General features: G+C 30.5%; 22 protein-coding genes and 2 other annotated features. Of the genes, 7 read left to right on the top strand and 15 right to left on the bottom strand.

Annotated elements, in window-relative coordinates:
• Window positions 1–126 precede the first annotated feature (126 nt).
• Window positions 127–340 (top strand) — a binding site (T-box leader).
• Between the two features lie 44 nt (window positions 341–384).
• The 5 genes from RYK99_RS05975 (at window position 385) to RYK99_RS05955 (ending at window position 5,448) form a co-directional block, all read left to right on the top strand.
• Window positions 385–1,404, top strand: coding sequence for a methionine ABC transporter ATP-binding protein (locus RYK99_RS05975; protein ID WP_003146492.1), 1,020 nt, complete (start codon window positions 385–387; stop codon window positions 1,402–1,404).
• Window positions 1,394–2,074: a methionine ABC transporter permease gene (locus tag RYK99_RS05970; protein ID WP_314990980.1), complete on the top strand. Its 681-nt coding sequence runs from the start codon at window positions 1,394–1,396 to the stop codon at window positions 2,072–2,074. Before RYK99_RS05975 ends, RYK99_RS05970 begins: the two co-directional genes overlap by 11 nt.
• A 20-nt stretch (window positions 2,075–2,094) precedes the next feature.
• Entirely contained in the window at window positions 2,095–2,922 is an 828-nt protein-coding gene (locus RYK99_RS05965) for a MetQ/NlpA family ABC transporter substrate-binding protein (RefSeq protein WP_314990978.1), read from the top strand.
• A 21-nt stretch (window positions 2,923–2,943) separates the two neighbouring features.
• Entirely contained in the window at window positions 2,944–4,125 is a 1,182-nt protein-coding gene (locus tag RYK99_RS05960) for an aminotransferase class I/II-fold pyridoxal phosphate-dependent enzyme (protein WP_314990976.1), read from the top strand.
• Window positions 4,126–4,236: 111 nt separating this feature from the next.
• Window positions 4,237–5,448: an OFA family MFS transporter gene (locus RYK99_RS05955; RefSeq protein WP_314990974.1), complete on the top strand. Its 1,212-nt coding sequence runs from the start codon at window positions 4,237–4,239 to the stop codon at window positions 5,446–5,448.
• A gap of 42 nt (window positions 5,449–5,490) precedes the next feature.
• Here the strand turns inward: RYK99_RS05955 and RYK99_RS05950 are convergent, their stop codons facing one another.
• The 15 genes from RYK99_RS05950 to RYK99_RS05880 all read right to left on the bottom strand — a co-directional run bounded on the left by RYK99_RS05950 (window position 5,491) and on the right by RYK99_RS05880 (window position 17,278).
• Window positions 5,491–5,994 carry a LysM peptidoglycan-binding domain-containing protein gene (locus tag RYK99_RS05950; RefSeq protein WP_314990972.1) on the bottom strand — a complete coding sequence of 168 codons (504 nt, stop codon included), beginning with the start codon at window positions 5,992–5,994 and terminating at the stop codon, window positions 5,491–5,493.
• A 16-nt stretch (window positions 5,995–6,010) separates the two neighbouring features.
• Window positions 6,011–6,187: a DUF6501 family protein gene (locus tag RYK99_RS05945; RefSeq protein WP_003146501.1), complete on the bottom strand. Its 177-nt coding sequence runs from the start codon at window positions 6,185–6,187 to the stop codon at window positions 6,011–6,013.
• A 45-nt stretch (window positions 6,188–6,232) separates the two neighbouring features.
• Window positions 6,233–7,687 (bottom strand): sodium/pantothenate symporter, encoded by a 1,455-nt coding sequence (panF, locus tag RYK99_RS05940; RefSeq protein WP_314990970.1) that lies wholly within the window; start codon window positions 7,685–7,687, stop codon window positions 6,233–6,235.
• Window positions 7,687–7,932 carry a DUF997 family protein gene (locus RYK99_RS05935; RefSeq protein WP_003146503.1) on the bottom strand — a complete coding sequence of 82 codons (246 nt, stop codon included), beginning with the start codon at window positions 7,930–7,932 and terminating at the stop codon, window positions 7,687–7,689. Before RYK99_RS05935 ends, panF begins: the two co-directional genes overlap by 1 nt.
• Complete coding sequence (locus RYK99_RS05930) at window positions 7,925–8,527, bottom strand: phosphatase PAP2 family protein (protein ID WP_314990967.1); 603 nt, start codon at window positions 8,525–8,527, stop codon at window positions 7,925–7,927. Before RYK99_RS05930 ends, RYK99_RS05935 begins: the two co-directional genes overlap by 8 nt.
• A gap of 1 nt (window position 8,528) precedes the next feature.
• On the bottom strand, window positions 8,529–9,611 hold the full coding sequence (locus RYK99_RS05925) for an undecaprenyldiphospho-muramoylpentapeptide beta-N-acetylglucosaminyltransferase (protein WP_314990965.1): 1,083 nt from the start codon (window positions 9,609–9,611) through the stop codon (window positions 8,529–8,531).
• Window positions 9,612–9,613: 2 nt separating this feature from the next.
• Window positions 9,614–10,105 (bottom strand): pantetheine-phosphate adenylyltransferase, encoded by a 492-nt coding sequence (coaD, locus tag RYK99_RS05920; protein ID WP_003146509.1) that lies wholly within the window; start codon window positions 10,103–10,105, stop codon window positions 9,614–9,616.
• Between the two features lies 1 nt (window position 10,106).
• Entirely contained in the window at window positions 10,107–10,661 is a 555-nt protein-coding gene (gene rsmD, locus RYK99_RS05915; RefSeq protein ID WP_314990963.1) for a 16S rRNA (guanine(966)-N(2))-methyltransferase RsmD, read from the bottom strand.
• A 92-nt stretch (window positions 10,662–10,753) separates the two neighbouring features.
• Window positions 10,754–11,020 carry a DUF2129 domain-containing protein gene (locus RYK99_RS05910; RefSeq protein WP_314990961.1) on the bottom strand — a complete coding sequence of 89 codons (267 nt, stop codon included), beginning with the start codon at window positions 11,018–11,020 and terminating at the stop codon, window positions 10,754–10,756.
• Between the two features lie 9 nt (window positions 11,021–11,029).
• Window positions 11,030–13,117 (bottom strand): polyribonucleotide nucleotidyltransferase, encoded by a 2,088-nt coding sequence (gene pnp, locus RYK99_RS05905; RefSeq protein ID WP_314990959.1) that lies wholly within the window; start codon window positions 13,115–13,117, stop codon window positions 11,030–11,032.
• A gap of 239 nt (window positions 13,118–13,356) precedes the next feature.
• A complete protein-coding gene (locus RYK99_RS05900; protein WP_314990956.1) occupies window positions 13,357–14,991 on the bottom strand; it encodes a Na/Pi cotransporter family protein in 1,635 nt (544 codons plus the stop codon).
• A gap of 220 nt (window positions 14,992–15,211) precedes the next feature.
• Window positions 15,212–15,493, bottom strand: coding sequence for a 50S ribosomal protein L27 (gene rpmA / locus RYK99_RS05895; RefSeq protein ID WP_003145565.1), 282 nt, complete (start codon window positions 15,491–15,493; stop codon window positions 15,212–15,214).
• A gap of 5 nt (window positions 15,494–15,498) precedes the next feature.
• On the bottom strand, window positions 15,499–15,828 hold the full coding sequence (locus RYK99_RS05890; RefSeq protein WP_048803457.1) for a ribosomal-processing cysteine protease Prp: 330 nt from the start codon (window positions 15,826–15,828) through the stop codon (window positions 15,499–15,501).
• A 2-nt stretch (window positions 15,829–15,830) separates the two neighbouring features.
• Window positions 15,831–16,139, bottom strand: coding sequence for a 50S ribosomal protein L21 (gene rplU, locus RYK99_RS05885; protein WP_003144981.1), 309 nt, complete (start codon window positions 16,137–16,139; stop codon window positions 15,831–15,833).
• Between the two features lie 20 nt (window positions 16,140–16,159).
• Window positions 16,160–16,231: a sequence feature (ribosomal protein L21 leader region), on the bottom strand.
• A 153-nt stretch (window positions 16,232–16,384) separates the two neighbouring features.
• The gene (locus RYK99_RS05880) at window positions 16,385–17,278 is read right to left on the bottom strand and encodes a membrane protein insertase YidC (RefSeq protein WP_314990954.1); all 894 of its coding nucleotides are present in this window, start codon (window positions 17,276–17,278) and stop codon (window positions 16,385–16,387) included.
• Window positions 17,279–17,440: 162 nt separating this feature from the next.
• On the opposite strand from RYK99_RS05880, the gene RYK99_RS05875 reads away from it, so the two are divergent.
• Window positions 17,441–17,920 (top strand): helix-turn-helix domain-containing protein, encoded by a 480-nt coding sequence (locus tag RYK99_RS05875; RefSeq protein ID WP_314990982.1) that lies wholly within the window; start codon window positions 17,441–17,443, stop codon window positions 17,918–17,920.
• A 71-nt stretch (window positions 17,921–17,991) separates the two neighbouring features.
• On the top strand, window positions 17,992–19,215 hold the full coding sequence (locus tag RYK99_RS05870) for an MFS transporter (RefSeq protein ID WP_314990952.1): 1,224 nt from the start codon (window positions 17,992–17,994) through the stop codon (window positions 19,213–19,215).
• Window positions 19,216–19,247 lie beyond the last annotated feature (32 nt).

Genomic DNA, 19,247 nt, shown 5'->3' with positions numbered 1-19,247 from the left:
AGGATTTACTCTTCTTTTTTTATATTTTGTCTCACATCAATTGTAACACTACAATTCTTTATATAAACTTTTGAATTTTTTTGTTGCATTGTCAGAAAATTTATGCTAGAATATATTCATTAACAATTTAATGCGTTGATAAGTAGAATTTTACAATCTACTTTTAGAGAGTTCTCGGTTGCTGAAAGAGAATAGTTAGATGTAAGAGAAATGGACTTTGAGCATATAGTTTTTACTACGGTATTGCCCGTTATAGCAAAAGTTATGTTTGTAACTTACTGAGGTACAATAAGTGATTATTGTATAAATAAAGGTGGTAACACGTTTAGACGTCCTTTAGCAAAAGCTAGAGTACGTCTTTTTATTATAAGAAAGGAGAAATATATGATTAATCTTAATAATGTTAGCAAAACCTTTTATCAAAAAGGTAAAGAAATCCAAGCGTTAAAACCTACTAACCTTCATGTAAAAGCTGGTGAAATTTTTGGAATTATCGGTTACTCAGGTGCTGGAAAAAGTACCCTTCTACGATGTCTTAACCTATTAGAAACGCCTTCTGAAGGTGAAGTAATTGTAGATAATCAAGTTGTTAACAAACTAAATAGAAAGGATTTACGATCATACAGGCAAAAAATTGGAATGATTTTCCAACAGTTTAATCTTCTTAGTTCTAAAACTGTAGGTGAAAATATTGCATTTAATTTAAAAGCTGGAGATGTTGATCCGAAAGATATTCCAAAAAGAATAGATGAATTGTTAGAACTTGTAGGACTTTCTGATAAAAAGAATGTTTATCCAAGCCAACTTTCTGGTGGTCAAAAACAACGTGTCGGTATTGCTAAAGCTTTGGCAAATAATCCAAAATTATTACTTTGTGATGAAGCAACAAGTGCATTAGACCCTGTTACAACTAAACAAATATTGTCTTTATTAAAAGAAATCAATCGTAAATTAGGAATCACAATTATTCTTGTTACTCATGAAATGGAAGTAATAAAACAAATTTGCGATAATGTAGCAGTAATGGAAAATGGTGAAATTATCGAGTTAAATTCTGTTTATGAAATTTTCTCAAATCCAAAAACGAAATTAATGCAAGAATTTATAGCTAATCTACACAATGATGAAGATTTTGAAGAACATCTTGCTGAACATTATAAAAATGAAACTGTAATAAGAGTTATTTTTAAAGGTGAAGCAACTAAAGAGCCTCTAATTCAAACTTTAGCTAACAAATATAATGTTACTACTAACATACTTGCTGGTCGAATTGAATACATTCAAAATAAACAGTTAGGAAGCTTAACTTTTTCAGTAGTCGGTGAACCTGATAACACGGAGAAATTTGTAAATCACTTAATTGATCAAGTTAATGATGTGGAGGTGAATGTATATGGAAAATAATCTAAGTTTAATAGAACAATGGAAAAATCTTCAACCAGAATTAATTAAATCATTTGCCGATTCATTATACATGATAAGTGTTTCAATAATAATTACAGTAATTGTCGGATTATTTTTAGGAGTAGTTTTATTCTTAACTAGTAATAGACTTCTGTTTAAAAATGTTATTATTTATAAAACGGTAGATTTTCTTGTTAACACAATTCGTTCTATTCCATTTATTATTCTTTTGGTATTCTTGATACCATTTACTCTATTTTTATTAGGAAAATCAACTGGACCTACTGGAGCAATAGTTCCACTTACAGTTGCAGCTATACCTCTATTTACGAGATTAGTTGATACTTCTCTAAATGAAATAAACTATGGTGTTATCGAGTCAGCAGTTGCTTCTGGAGCTTCTCTAAAATTAATAGTTAAAGAAGTTTTAATACCTGAAGCTATGTTTGGAATTATCCAATCTATTACACTAACTTTAATCAACCTAATTGCTTTTTCAGCAATGGCTGGTGTTGTTGGTGGTGGTGGAATTGGAGACCTTGCGATTAGATATGGTTATTATCGTTTTGATAACTTTACAATGTGGATTACAGTAATTCTATTAATTATCTTAGTCCAAATTACACAATATATAGGAAATTCAATTTCAAAAAAATTCAAAAAAAATTAATTTAAAGGAGATTTATATTTATGAACAAACTAAAAAAATTATTAACAGTTGTTTTTACAGCATTTTTAGCTATTACTCTAGCTGCTTGTGGAGCTACAAGCTCAAGCAATAATGGTGGTGGAGAGAAAAAAGAAGTAAAAATAGGTGCAACATCTGGTCCATATGCCGATATGGTAAACAAAGCACTTAAACCTCTTCTTGAGAAAAAAGGATATACAGTTAAAGTAACAGAATTCTCAGATTACATCCAACCTAACAAAGCTTTAAACAGTGGTGAATTAGACGCAAACTTATTCCAACACAAAATTTACATGAAAAAATTTGCTGAACAAAATGGAATGGACTTAACAGCACTTGCTCCTGTTCCAACTGCACCAATGGGATTATATTCTGATAAAGTTAAAGATCTTAAAGATTTACCAGAAGGTGCTGAAGTAACTCTTCCAAATGACCCTTCAAACGCTGCTCGTGCTTATGCATTATTAGCTGCTGCTGATTTAATCAAAATCAAACCTAATACTGACGTACTAAAAATCACTAAAAACGATGTAGTAGAAAATCCTAAAAAACTTAAATTTACAGAATTAGAAGCTGGTCAACTTGCTAGATCATTAAGTAGTACTACACTTGCTGCAGTACCAGGAAACTTCGCACTTGCTGCTAAATTTGATTTAACAAAAGCATTAATCTTAGAAAAAATGAACGAAAACAACCGTAACAACGTTGTTGTAACTACTGCAAACAAAGACAAACAATTCGCTAAAGATTTAGTAGAAATCGTTCAATCTAAAGAATTTGATGAAATCATCAATAAAGATTTCAAAGGATTTGACAAACCTGGAAAATAATTAATAAGGACGTGATTAATTATGAAAATTGAATTATCAAATACAATTAAAAATATTCCTGAAAATGTATTCTACCCTATTTTCAAATTAATCTCTGAGGAAAGTTCAAATGGTAATCCATTATTAAATGCGGGTATCGGAGTTCCAGACTCTGATACCCCTGAACTTTTACTTAAAGAATTGGAAACAGCTATAAGAAAACCTGAAAATATGAGATATGGAGCATTTGATGGAAAAGTAACATTATTAAATGAAATATCTCAGTGGTTGAAAGAAAACTATAATATTGACGCAGATCCTAAAAGTGAAATTGCTTTAGTATTTGGTACTAAATCTGGATTATCAAGTATTCCTTCAGTACTACTAAATCCAAATGATACGGTGTTATTACCAGTGCCAAGTTATCCTGACTACATTCAAGGAATTGCATTAGCCCAAGCTAAATATGAAGAGATAGAATTGAAACAAGAAAATAATTATTTACTAGACTATTCTGATATTTCCGAAGAAGCGCTTAAAGATGCTAAACTTATATTTTTAAACTATCCATCTAATCCTATTGGTGCAGTAGCTACGAAAGAGTTTTATGAACAAACAGTCAAGTGGGCAAAAGAAAATAATATCGTAGTTCTTCAAGATCATGCATATTCTGATTTCTATTATAAAGAAGGATACTCTCCAGCATTTATGCAAACTGAAGGAGCTAAAGAAGTAGGAATTGAATTTTTCTCGTTTTCTAAGAACTTCTCAATTTCTGGTCTAAGAATTGGTTTTGCTGTTGGGAACAAAGAAATTATTCGTGGACTAAAAGAATATAACACAATTTTCCACGCTAATATCTATGGAGCAATTCAGGATACAGTAATAACTGCATTAAAAAATTATAAAACCTTAACTAGTCATATAAAAGAAACTTATTCAAAAAGAATAGACAAAATAACTTCTAAACTTGACGAATTGGGATATTCATATTTTAAACCAGAAGGTGGAATTTTTATTTGGTTAAAAGTTAAAAACGGATATAATAGCCAAAGTTTCTTTGAATTATTACTAAAAAAATATAGAATTGTTACTATGCCCGGACATGTATTTGGTCAAGGTGGTGAAAACTATATTAGATTAAGTCTGAGTCTTTCAGATGAACAAATTGACATATTAATAAAAAAATTAGAAATACTAAATAATGATTTCAAGAATAATTAGAAATGTTGATATCATTATTAAATTTCATTAATATTCGACTAATCTATTGATTAGCCGAATTTTTAATGTTAACATATAAGTTTACATAAATATTTTTGAAAGGATGATTAAATGAAAAATAATACGAGATGGACTGTCTTATTCGCCTCAATGGCAATTTTGTTATGTGCAGGATCACTATATTCTTTTAGTGTTTTTGCAAAACCTCTAAGTGTTTCAAAAGGATGGAGTATGCCAGATGTTATGTTAGCATTTACTATTAATGCTGCTATCGCTCCTATCCCTACTATTCTTGGAGGATTTATTACAGATAAAGGAAAAGCAAATATTTCTATAATTCTAGGAGGAATACTATTTGCTGTCGGATTTATTCTTACTGGATTTGCTACTACAAAAGGAATGCTATATTTTAGCTATGGAGTATTATCTGGTGTTGGACAAGCATTCGCCTATTCTGGATGTATAAGTAACGCTCTTAGATTCTTCCCAGATAAAAGAGGATTAGCTGCAGGTCTAATAACTGGTGCTATGGGCGGGGCTAGTGTTATTGCTGCCCCAATAGCTCACAGTCTTATAGCAAATTTTGGGGTTCATAGTGCATTTATTTACTTAGGAACAGCATACTTATTAATTATTATCGTTGCGCTATTCTTTATTAAAGTTGCTCCTGCAAATTATCAACCTGAAGGTTGGGTTCAACCTGTGGCTGAAATTAAGCAAGAAGCTGTTAATAAAAACTGGAAACAGATGCTAATGAGTTTATCATTTTACTTCATAATCTCAATGTTTGCTATCGGTGCATTCTCTGGTCTTATGGTAGCATCAAATGCATCAGTTATTAGCCAAACTATGTTTGGACTAACTGCTTCTGTTGCTGCAACATTTGTTAGTATATATGCATTATCAAACTGTTTAGGACGTATCGTCTGGGGAATAGTTTCGGATAAAATAGGTCATGAAAAAACTCTTATTGCTATCTACTCAGTAATCTCTATATCTTTATTAATTCTAGTTAATATAAGAACTACTCTTGGTCTTACAGTTGGACTTGTTCTCCTTGGTTTATGTTTTGGAGGAACTATGGGAGTCTTCGCACCATTAGTGATGAAAACATTTGGTCCAATTAACCAAGGGGTAAACTATGGAATTGTATTTATAGGATTCTCTACTGCTGCATTTTTTGCTCCAAAATACGCTGCAGGAATTGCAGCAAAGCATAACGGTGACTTTACAGATGCATTTTATGTAGCGATAGCTCTAGTTCTTGTTGGATTAGTGATTAGTGTGATATATTCTATTTTTTCAAAACGCAAAGCATTTTAACAAAAAGAAATCATCTCAAAACCTAATGAGATGATTTCTTTTTTATATTTTCGGTATTTGAATTTTTTGTCCAGCTGCAATATTATTATTACTAATATTATTAGCTTCTTTTATTTTTTCTACACCATTTTGAGCATTCGCTTCTCCGTATGCTTTAGAAGCGATAACAAATAATGAATCACCTGATTTGATCACATAATCTTGACCCGCTACAGGAGTTGTACTTACTACACCTGAAGATTCACTCTTTTCAGTATTAGTATCAGTATCAGTATTGTTATTATTATTATTATTATTTGTTGACTCTTTTTTAGAAGTAGTTCCTTCTGTTACTTTAGAATTACTAGCCTTAGGTATATTATTATTACTTTCAGCTTTAGTTTCTTCTGGAACTTTAGCTGTTTGTTGTTCTGTAGTTTGAACTACCTTATCTTTAGATTTTCCACCAAGTGAATTTCCTACGGTTGTTACCCCTACAAGAATAAGTGGTGCTAATATTATAAATAAAACAACTAGAACTGTATTCTTTATAGTATTATTTTTCATAATATTACCCCTTATATTATTTTACTTCTTCGAAATAATCGTGGTAATAACCACCAACTTTACCGCTATTATCTACTACAAATACATATTCTTCTGTTTCATTTACTACTTCATATTCTTTTCCTACAGTAAGCATATTACTTACAGTAAATTTTTCAGCATCTGTATGTTTTACAATAACTTTTTTTGACATTGTCCTACCTCCTTACTCTATCATTTTTATTTTATTACAATATAACTATTTTTTCAATTGTTTTTTACCGGCTATTAATGAAACCATCATAAATACCACAAGTGAGATTAATAATGATATCACAACAGGTTCAATAAATTTAATTACATAAACTGTTTTTATTAGTATATAACTAAGTAGACCTACTACTATCGAACTTAATGCTCCATATTTTTCAGCTTTTTTCCAGTATAATCCTAATAATATAGGCCATAAGAATGTCGCTTCTAATCCACCAAATGCAAATAGATTTACATTAACTATTAGACTAGGTGGTCTCATACTTAATAACATTATAAGTAAAATTACTAAAATATTTACCCCATAAACAAATATAGGAACTTTTTTACCAGTAATTTTTTCTTTTATAGACTTGTTATTAAATAATAAATCCTTTATCAAAGCTGATGATATTAATAAGAATTGAGCATTTACTGTTGTTATTATAGCTGCCATAGGTGCTGCAAGTACTAACGCAGCAAGATACCATGGAAGTACTTTTAATGTAATTATTGGAATTACTGAATCATAGTCTTTTATGTCTGGGAAAACTCCTCTAGCCATAACTCCAATTAGATGAACTCCAAACATTACGATAAATATTACTATTGATCCAACGATAATAGATTGTTTTAAACTTCTTTTATTCTTATATAACATTGAATTGATAGCAATCTGCGGGATACCTATAACCCCAACTCCAACTAATACCCAAAACGAACTAACATAACTAGGTGTTAAACTTCCATTAGCTCCAAAAGGCGTTAATATCTTTTCATTAATATTAACCAAATTCGCTGTAATCTGATCAATTCCTCCACCATAATTAATTACTGCAAATAGTAAAATTATTGTAGAAAATATCATTATTAAACCTTGAATCATATCGGTAATTAAAATATTCTTTAATCCACCGAATACTACACAAAATATAATAATTACTGAGATTAGAACTATACCGGTCTTATATTCAATCCCCATAAATGCTGATAATAATTTTGCTCCCCCAACCCATTGGGCACTCATCGCGGCAATTAGAAATACTATCATAGCTAAAGTAGAAATAAATGCAACTAATTTTGAATTATATCTATTTCTTAAATAATCGCTTATAGTTATCGCATTAATTTTTTGTGCAGCATTTTTAAATTTTTTCGCCAAGACTAATAGTACAAAATAGCCAGTTACAACTTGGATTACAGCTAGAAGAACCCAACCATATCCAAGTTTATACGCTACTCCTGGACCACCTAAAAACGTTGAAGCTGATCCGTAAGTTGACATTAATGTTATCGCAAGTACTATGCCACTTACTTTTCTATCTGCTAAATAGTACTTTTCAAAAAAACCACCATGTTGTTCTGCTTTACTCATACGGTTCATCATTAGCGGTAATAAAATTATTGCTAAAAATATTGTTGCAAATAAAATTAGTATTTTGTAATCTAATGTATTCGTCATTACTTTTCCTCCTCTTTTATTTCATCATTAAGTAAAAGATTTGTACAAATAATAACTAATATTATTATTAAAATACTTACTACTATCGAACTGTAAAAAAACCATTCTGGTAATCCTAAAATATACTTATAAGATTTCACATTATTCACATCAAATCTGACATATGCAAAATAATACCATAGAGCAAAATGAATTATTGCAATAATGATTGCAACTATACCCTCTTTATTTTTTAATCTATTCATTTGTTTTTCCTAAAACCCTCATTACTAAATCATAAATATTTACATAATAAACTTTCATAAAGTCTACTACTAAACTTCCAAGTAATAATCCTGCAATAACATCACTTAAAAAGTGTGCACCTAAAACCATTCTTGAAATTGGTATTGCAATTATTGCAAAAGTAGCAATTACTTTTAAAATTTCTTTTTTATTTATTACAAACAATAATGCTAAGAAAAATAATGCTACAAATGTAGAATGTCCACTTGGGAAACTAAAACCATCATGAATCTCCGGAAGAGGTCTAACCCTTTGGATGCTGTATTTTAATGCAGATAAGAAGAATCCACCTAATCCTGCACTAAAGAAAATAAACACAGCTTTTTTCAATTCTTTAATCCATACTAAAAATACTGATAAAAGAACCATTATTAATAATAATAGTTTATCATTAAAAACTAATGAAATTATTTTCGCTAATGTTGCCAACGATTTAATCTCAATTAAATCAGCGATAATTCTATCAATATCATTATTCGGAAATTTAATTGCTACAAATGCTAAAAGAATCAAAATCAGAAGTTTCAAGTAAAAAGTAATTTTTAATCTGTTCATACTATTTTTCACCTCCTATTTTTTCAATTATTTTATTATAAAATTCACTTACGTCATTAATAACACGTTTTTCTTTTTTATAATCTTTCATTGAATTTTTATAATCATCAAGTTTATCATAAAAATCAAAGATTTGATCAACAGGTAAATTGGTGAAATCTTCTTCAGCGACAACTTTCGCGAAACCATTTTTTTCAAAGAACTTCGCGTTTTCTATTTGATCACCTCTACTCTGATTAGTTCCAAGTGGTACTAAGATTGGAGGTAAATCTAAAGCTAAAAATTCATACAAGGCATTAGCTCCAGCTCTCGAAACTGCAAAATCTGTAATTTTCAGTACATCAAATAGTTCTTTAGCTAAAAATTCATATTGCTTATAACCTTCTTTTTCAACACTATCATTTAATAATCCTTTACCTACAAGGTGAACTATCTGATACTTTTTAGTCAATTCATCAATATTATTCCAAATATAATCATTTAGTACTTTTGATCCTAATGATCCACCCATAACAAGCATCACAGGTTTTTCTGATGTGAATCCTGTTAGTTCATAAGCACGATTAGCATCACCTGTATAAATATCATCTCTTACAATAGCACCTATTAGACTAGCTTTTCCTTTAGGTAAGAACTTTTGTGTATCTTCAAATGTTGTAAAAATATGATTACAGAACTTTATGTTGATTTTATTTGCAAGTCCTGGTGTAAGATCCGACTCATGTAAGACAACTGGAATCTTAAGTAATCTAGCTGCGATACAAACTGGAACACTCACAAATCCACCTTTTGAAAACACAAAATTTGGTTTCTCCTTTTTTAATACTAATAAAGAATCTACAATTCCTTTTAGTACTTTAAATGGATCAATAAAATTCTCCCATGAAAAATATCTTCGTAACTTTCCTGAACTTATTTTATAGTACTTAACCTCTGGAATTTTACCAATCATCTCGTTTTCTATACCAATTTTACTGCCAATATACGAGATTTCATATCCATTTTTTTTGAATTCTGGAATTAAGGCAACATTGACAGATACATGACCTGCTGAACCCCCTCCAGTAAATAGGATTTTTTTCACCTTTATCCTCTCTCTTTCGTCTTTTTTTCTAAGCGTTCTTCAACATGTTTAGGTACAAATTTCGACAAATCTGCACCAAAACCTGAAACACCTTTTACAATACTAGAACTAATGAATGAATATTGTTTATTAGCCATCATATAAAATGTTTCAATGTTTTCGTCTAACGCCTTATTCATAAACGTTAACTGCATCTCGTACTCAAAATCAGATACCGCCCTTAATCCTCTTACGATGACATTTGAGCCTACCTGCTTTGCATAATTTACTAATAATCCTGAGAATGAATCAACTTTAACGTTTGGAATTTCTTTAATTGTTTCATTTATCATCTCCACTCTCTCATCAAGTGAAAATAAATATTTCTTGTCAGGATTTACCAAAATAGCTACTATTACTTCATCAAATAATTCAGCACTTCTGTTTATTATATCAATATGCCCATAAGTAATAGGATCAAAACTACCAGGTACAATCGCTATTTTTCTTTTCATTTTATTTCTCCATATATTCAAAAATTACTATGTCTGTAATTCCATACTGTTTTTCTTTTATTACTTCGATATTTTCATTCATAATGGTGATTTCTTCTGTATTACTCTTCTCACAGACAATTAATGCACCATTATTACATAACTGATTATCAAAAATATTTTTCAATGCATCATCTATTAATCCTTTATCATATGGCGGATCTAGAAAAATCAAATCAAATTTTTCTTCCTTCTTGCCGAAAATCTTCAAAGCACGTTTGAAATCATTTCTATATAAAGAATAATCATCATTACTAATTCTACATTTTTCAATATTACTTTTAATAACCTTAATCGCATTATTACTACCATCAATGAAAGTAGCATGTTTAGCACCACGACTTAAAGCCTCAATTCCTAAACCACCAGTTCCACCGAAAAGATCTAGTACTTTACAATCATAGCAATCTATCATATTAAATAAATTTTCTTTTATTTTATCTGTTGTTGGCCTTGTATTCATACCGTCAACAGCATTTAATTTTATAGATCTATATTTTCCTGCTATAACTCTCATGTTTCCTCACAATAAATATCTAATATATTACTTATTAATGATTTCTTTAAAATAAGGGAGAATATAGCTTTCGCTTCCCCCTTATTATAATATTATTGTTTTGTTTGTAAATTACTATCTAAATGCTCAAAACATAAGTGTAGATTTGACATTTCTGATAACTCTACTTTTTTTACAAATTTCTTCTTCTTAAGGTCTGCAACAATACTATCTATTCTAGTTTCATCCACATAAATGCATGCATACCTTCCTCTTTTAGAATAAGAAATAAAGTTTCCATATTTTTCTAATTTATTTAAGTCTTTAAAACTTTTAAAATAGACATAGATTCCACGTCTTTCTTTTTCAAATAACTCCATAAATTTCTCCTAGAAATGAGCTGCTGCGTCTACGCGACCTTTCTCATCAATTTTAATTACTTTAACTTTAAGAGTGTCTCCAACTTTTACAACATCTTCAACTTTATTTACTCTTTCTTCAGCTAACTTAGAAATATGTACTAACGCATCTACTCCTGGGAATAATTCAACGAATGCACCGAATTTTTCAATACGTTTAACTTCAGCAAGGTAGATTTCCCCAACTTCTGCTTCACGAGTAATATTTTCGATAATTTCAATAGCTTTATTAATTCCTTCAATTTCAGGTGAAGAAATGAATACATCTCCATTTTGTTCGATATCAATTTTAACACCAGTTTTCTCAATGATTTCATTGATAACTTTACCACCTGATCCAATAACATCTTTAATTTTTTCAGGTTTAATTTTAATAATTTTAATTTTTGGTGCAAATGTTGAAACTTCTTGACGAGGTTCAGAGATAACACTATTCATGTGCTCTAGAATTTGTAATCTACCAACACGTGCTTGTTCTAGTGATTCTTTTAAGATTTGCTCACTTAATCCATCAATTTTAATATCCATTTGAAGAGCTGTTATACCTTCAGATGTCCCAGCGACTTTAAAGTCCATATCTCCAAGGTGGTCTTCCATACCTTGAATATCAGTTAAAATAGTATAGTGTTCATCTTTTTTAACTAATCCCATTGCAATACCAGCTACTTGAGCTTTTATAGGAACCCCTGCTGCCATAAGAGCCATTGATCCAGAACAAATTGTAGCTTGTGAACTTGATCCGTTTGATTCTAAAATTTCTGATACAATACGAATTGTATATGGGAAGTCTTCTTTTGATGGAATTACTTGCGCTAATGCACGCTCACCCAATGCACCGTGACCAATTTCACGACGTCCTGGAGCACGACTAAATCCTACTTCACCAACTGAGAATGCTGGGAAATTATAGTGTAACATAAATCTCTTGTTCTCTTCTTGAGTTAAATCATCGATGATTTGTTCATCTGATAAGTTACCTAATGTTACTACTCCTAAAGATTGAGTTTGTCCACGAGTGAATAATGCAGATCCATGTGTTCTTGGAAGTACGTCAACTCTTGAAGCTAAAGGTCTAATTTCTGTTAAAGCACGTCCATCAGGTCTAATTTTATCTTCAGTGATTTCACGACGAACTTCATCTTTTACAATTTTATCTAATGATAATTTTGCTTCTTTCACAATATTAAGTTCATCTTCATCTGTTGCTCTTTCTTCAAATACTTCAAGAACTTTTTCCTTAACAGCTGAAATAGCTTCATCACGTTCTTGTTTATCTTTAATAGCAATTGCTTCTTTCATTTGAGCTAATGCCATTGAAAGAACTTCGTTATAGATTGTTTCATCAATAACTTTTAACTCTACAGCCATTTTTTCTTGACCAATTTCGTCAACAATTTGTTGTTGGAATGCAATTAAGCGTTTGATTTCTTCATGTCCGAACATAATTGCATTTAACATAATTTCTTCAGATACTTCTTTTGCACCTGCTTCAACCATGTTGATCGCATCTATTGTTCCAGCTACTTTTAAGTCAACTGTAGAACGTTCCATTTGTTCAACTGTTGGGTTAATTACGTATTCTCCATCAACATATCCTACAGTAACACCAGCGATTGGTCCTTTGAATGGAATATTTGATACTGATAGTGAAAGTGAGCTTCCTAGCATTGCTGCCATTACTGGATCACAATCATACTCTACTGATAATACAGTAGAAATTACTTGTACTTCATTTCTGAAACCATCTTCAAATAATGGTCTAATTGGTCTATCGATTAGACGTGCTGCTAATGTCGCTTCAGTTCCAGGACGCCCTTCTCTACGTAAGAATCCTCCTGGAATTTTCCCTACTGCATACATTTTTTCTTCATAATTAACTGTTAACGGGAAGAAATCAACATCTTTTGCTTCTTTTGAAGCTACTGCTGTTGTTAACACAACAGTATCTCCATATTTTACTACTACTGCAGCATTAGCTTGACGAGCCATTTCACCTAACTCAACAGTTAATGTTTTTCCAGCCCATTGCGTTGTATAAACTTTTTTATCTTGAAACATGTTTATTTCCTTTCAATATTTTTTCTTAAACTTTATATAAATCGACTACTTTATTATATCACGAATACTAGTATTTACAAAGAAAAAAACGAAAACATAGTAGAAATAGCTTTGATTTCTCTACATTTTCGTTTATAATTTTTATCCTAATTGTATTTGATATAGTTTATATAAAACTAATATTATTAACAGCATAATAATAAACAATATAATATAAATTTTTTGTTTATTAGACATAATTACATGTTCCCTTGAATCTCTTTTTCAAGTATGTTTCTTGTATGTTCACATACACGAGTAAAGTGTTGAATTAAGTCCATATAAACTACTCCTGCTGGGATTTCACAATCTCCATCTTTCATACGTTGAGTATGTTTTTTACGAGCAGCTTTTTCCATTGCATATATATTTTCACATGCTGCTAACGCTGCTCCTGCAAGAGCTATATTGTTTTCTTCTAATGACTTAATAGTTTTCAAAATAATATCATTACAAAGATCGAACATTTCTTGTACTTCTTCTTTTGCTCCATCAGAGAATTTCAATTTTTTTCTAATTTGATAATCTACTGATAGTACGATATCTCTAGCATGGTCTCCAATTCTCTCAACATCACGAGTTCCATCTAATAATGTTGAAGCAATTAGACCTTCTTTAGGACTTAGTTTTTCCCTAAATAATAAAGTCAGGTAATCAGTCATTTGTTCATCAAAATTATTTATCGCATCTTCGTAAGTCTCACCTTTTTCACGTAATTGTTCTTCACGATTCATAAAGTACTCTACAGCATTACGTAAGCTTTTCTTAGATAAGATTAACATTTCCACAAATTCTTTTTGAACTTGCCCTAAAGCTACTGCTGGTGCACTTGTAATAAGCGATTTATCAAGATATTGTGTACTATATTTGATTTGCTCATCTTCACCTGGAATAAGCTTAGTTACAATCACAACTAATACACTAATAAATGGGAATTGTAATATTGTATTTAGTATGTTAAATGTACCGTGTGCTGATGCAATTGTCATCTTAGGTTCTAGACCTAACGTAGTTTCTAAATACTGAATAAATGCTCCATAAGGAACTAAAGCGATTAAACAGATAATCGTACCAATAACATTAAATAATACGTGAGAAGCTGCAACACGTTTCGCAGCAATATTACTTCCTATCATTGCTAATGCTGCAGTTGTAATCGCTGTTCCGATATTATCCCCGAATAATACAGGTAAAGCTCCATGTAAACTTAAAGCACCATCTGCATACAGGTTCTGTAAAATAGCAATCGTCGCTGCTGATGATTGAATTAAAACAGTTAAAAATGTTCCTACTCCTACCCCTACTACCGCACTATCATTAATGTGCGCTAATACGTTTTGGAACCATGCCATATCTCTCATTGGCCCCATTGCTGTAGACATCATTTTTAGGGCATAGAAAATTCCCCCAAAACCAAAAATTACACGACCGATATTGTTTACTAATTTAGCACGAGTAAAGAATAAAAATGCTGCTCCTAAGAAAATTAAAGGAAGTGCATATTTAGAAATATTAAACCCGATAATGAATGATGTTAATGTAGTTCCAATATTAGAACCCATAACAATAGCAATTGCTTGTTTCGTTTTTAATAATCCTGCTCCTACTAAACTGATAGTAATTACGATAGTTCCTGTACTTGATTGAATAAGTATCGTAACAATAATCCCGGCTAAGACAGCCATAAGTGGTTTAGATGTGTATTTATCTAAAACATATCGCATTTTCTCCCCGGCTATTAATTGAAGTCCGTCCCCCATGTACTTAATACTGAATAGGAATAATCCCAGACCTCCTAAAAAAGAAAATAAAATTTCTTGCCAAAGTGCTGACACTTTTTTGTCCTCCTAGTATATGTTGCGTGTATCTTTAAACACACAAATAAATTTTACCATATATATTTTAAAAGTACAACAAAAATCTAAAACTAGAAATATTAAAATATTATTACAAATTTTCACATTAATTACATAAAATTTGTAGATAACACATTAATATTTTTCCAAAATAAAAAAGGTATCTACAAATTTGTAAATACCTTTTAAAAAATGCTTATTAAGCTTGTGGATAAACAGAAACTTTTTTACGGCTACGTCCGTATCTTTCGAAACGTACAACTCCGTCAACTAGTGAGAATAGTGTATCATCTCCACCTTTTCCTACGTTAGTTCCTGGCCAAATTTTTGTCCCACGTTGTCTGTATAAGATAGAACCTGCAGTTACGTACTGACCATCAGCTCTTTTAGCACCTAAACGTTTTGATTCAGAGTCACGTCCGTTTTTAGTAGAACCTACCCCTTTTTTAGATGCGAAGAATTGTAAATTTAATTGTAACATCATGTCTATTTCACCTCTCTTACTTCAATAGTTATATAATCTGAATAATTTTCTTCAATTGTTTTTAATGCAACTAACATTGCATTTAGTAGAAGTTGCTCTTTATCTGTAGATTTCAATGATCTATATGTTAAATGTCCAGTTTCATCTTCGCTAGCGGAGATATCGAACTGTACATCCTCATCTAGTTCGTCTACTGCATTTATTAAACCAAATACTACAGCAGAAGCCCCTGCACAAACTATATCTGAACCGTGTTCAGCATAATCGGCATGCCCATCGACTGTTACTTGTTTAATAACTTCAACTTCTTTTACGATTTCCACCTTAATCATGATTAAGCGTTAATTTTTTCAACTACTAATTTAGTGAAAGGTTGACGATGACCTAATTTACGGTGATTGTTCTTTTTAGGTTTGTATTTAAATACTGTGATTTTTTTACCTTTACCTTGAGCAACTACTTTAGCTGTTACTGTCGCACCAGCTACTAAAGGAGCACCAACTTTTGTTGTTTCTCCACCTACTAATACTACTTCGTCAAAAGTAACTGTAGAATCAACTTCAGCTGCTAATTTCTCAACTAAGATTGTTTGTCCTTCTTCAACACGTAGTTGTTTCCCACCTGTTTTAATTACTGCGTACATATCTGCACCTCCTTAAATATTTTTTTACTAAGACTCGCCATATAAGGTGGATTTCTCTCTTATTTACCTTATACGTGCGGTTGTAGTAGCTATTTAGGAGCTACACAACAATACAATTCTAACACATATATCCCCTAACGTCAACTATATTGATAATTTTTATTACTTTTTTTTCAAGAAAAGGAGTGACTCAAAAATCTTGATTTCAGAGAAATCGATTTTTTTGAGTCACCCCATTCAATTTACTATTTACGTTTTTTCTTGTTAGAAACTAATGTAACTTTTTCTGGATCAAAAGCTTGTTTCTTTTGTTTTTCTGGTTTATATGGTGGATATAGTGCGTGTCCTAAGTAAGTTTGGAATATCATGAATAATCCCCCTACGATATAGTACACAGCTACTGCTCCAGCTACGATAAATGAGAACCCTGTAATCATTATCGGTGATAACCATTGCATCATTTGCATTTGACTTTGCATTTGCTCTTGACCTGGTTGAGTTGGTGTCGGCATTAAACTCATTTGTAATTTTGTTTGGATAGCATATACAGCAAACGCGATTAATGGTAATGTATATGAACGAGTACCAAGACTGAATACTCCAAGGAATGTAGAATCAATAATTCCAGCAGAGTATAATGGATTAGATAGTGTATAGAACAAACCAGTTAAGAATGGAAGTGGAATAAGCATTGGTAAACATCCACCTAAACTTAATGGCATTGCATCATATTTTTTCATGATAGCCATTTGTTCTCTTTGTAATTCCATAAGTTCACTACGAGCTTGCATTTTCTCTTCATTAGAAATTGCTCTAGCTTCTTTTTCTTTAGCTGCTTGTTGTTTCTTCTGAACTACTTCTAATTCTGGACGAGCTAATTCTTGTCCTTTTCTTGATTTGTTTTGAACTTTGTAGTTATTTAACATGAAAGGTAAAACTAATAGTCTGATTACTAAAGTAATAATAACTATTGACCAACCCCAACTTCCTGTATACTCATATATTTTTGCTAAGAATATATCCATCGGTTTTACGAATGTTTCATAAAACGTTCCAGATCTGTCATATGCTGAACAGCCTGATAATGTTACCATCCCAAGCAAACCTAATAAAATTGCTGATAGTTTTTTCAATTTCATTCTCCTTAAATTTTATTTCTTCTTTGTAGTTTTAGTATTTCTACTAATATTATACCTAGTAAATTATATCAAATATAAAAGTGGTAGTCAAACTATTGTTTAATCAAAACTTCAGTTAATTTTAAAAAAATTAAGAAAATTATCTTATAACGTTCAAATTTTATTGACAGTTTAAGGTACCTACTATATAATATAAATAAGAAAGGGGGGATTACTATCAAAGATATACAATACATTACAGACATCGAAAAGCTAAAAGTTATTTCTGATCCTTTAAGAATAAGTATCCTTACAACTCTTGGAACAGAAAAAAAGAACTCAAGACAACTTGCTAAACTGTTAAAAATTAATAGAACTAAAATACACTATCACCTTAATATCCTAGAGGAAAATAATTTTATCGAAGTAGTTGATACAGATACAATAAATGGTATAATACAAAAATACTATCTACCGACTGCGCAAGCATTCGTACCTTCACCTAGTATCTTTAACGACTTATTTAACAATACTTCAGTTAATTTTAATATAAACAAAGAAGACATGGAAGATTTCTGGAATGAAGTCAAGAAACTAGAAAAGAAATTCTCCTCAGATAATAAAAATAGTGTTAGTATTAGTATTATTTCAACAGCTCGCTAAGAGCTGTTGAATAATGTTTTAACCGTCAAATATTTTTTATCGTTAAAATTTTTATAAAGGATGTGGACTCTATGTTTAAAAATAAAAACTTTTCAATTTTACTATTCGGTAGATTAATCACTAATTTTGGTGATAGCATATATTCAATAGCTACTCTAACATTAATTTACACATTAACTAAATCTACTTTTTATAGTGGTATTACTTTATTTCTAATTTCATTTACCGCTATATTACAAATATTTGTATCGCCACTAATCAGTAAATTTAATGTAAAGAGGTTTTTAATTATTTCACAGTTATTTCAAGCTATAATATTACTCGCTATTACTTATCTAATTTACGTAAATAAGCTACAGATTACTACGCTGATAATTTTTATCGTTTGTATTAGTTTCATTAATCAAATAGTTTATCCTGTTCAACTTGCCTTACTACCAAAAATAGTTAAACAAGAAGATTTAGTTAAAGCAAATTCATTATTTTCCATAGCTTATCAAGGGAGTGACGCTCTCTTTAATTCAATAGGTGGATTTATTATAACAGTTTTTGGGGCAATATATGCGTTCATCATAAATAGCATTACATTTTTTATCAATAGTGCTATATTCATATTCCTATCAAATGATTTATCTAAAAACACTAATACTATACAAGAAAACTACTTTTCTAAACTAAGTAGCGGTATAAAAATTTGGAATACACCATTATTAAAACCATTATTAATTGGAATTATAATAATTAATTTTTCTACCAGTTCGTTACTAACACTACTTCCTGAGTATTCAGAAACTAGTTATTTTTATGGAATTTTACTTAGTGCATCTGGATTGGGGATACTAATAGGAGCCTTTCTTTCTAACAGCCAAATATTAAAAAATATAAGATTGAGCGTTTTATACACTACATTTACACTAGGCATAGCTCTTTCTTGGGGAACACTTAGCATACTTAACAATAATTCTATTACAAACAGAATAATTAATTTCTCATTATTTTTATTTGGTTGGATACTAATCGGGATTTTAAATACATATTCTCAAACAATGATTCAATGTGTTATAAGTAAAGATAAATTAGATGTTGCTATGTCTACTATGATTGGTTTATCCATAGCTTTTACTCCTCTAGGTGCTCTAATAGCTGGGATATTAAGTATAAAATACAATACGAAGACTATTATAATTATTACTTCGCTATTAATTTTTTCTGTTTTTCTATTTTGGTTATTCAATAATAATATTAGGAAATTACCTAGTTTTTCTAACTTAACAAAGGAAGATAATAGTCTATAATCCCATCTATAACGAAGTTTATTTATTAGATT

Origin of the sequence: uncultured Gemella sp. (assembly GCF_963537375.1) — a bacterium.
GTDB lineage: Bacteria > Bacillota > Bacilli > Staphylococcales > Gemellaceae > Gemella.
The sequence above is the reverse complement of the archived record's forward strand: the minus strand, read 5'-3'. Positions and strand labels throughout refer to the sequence as shown.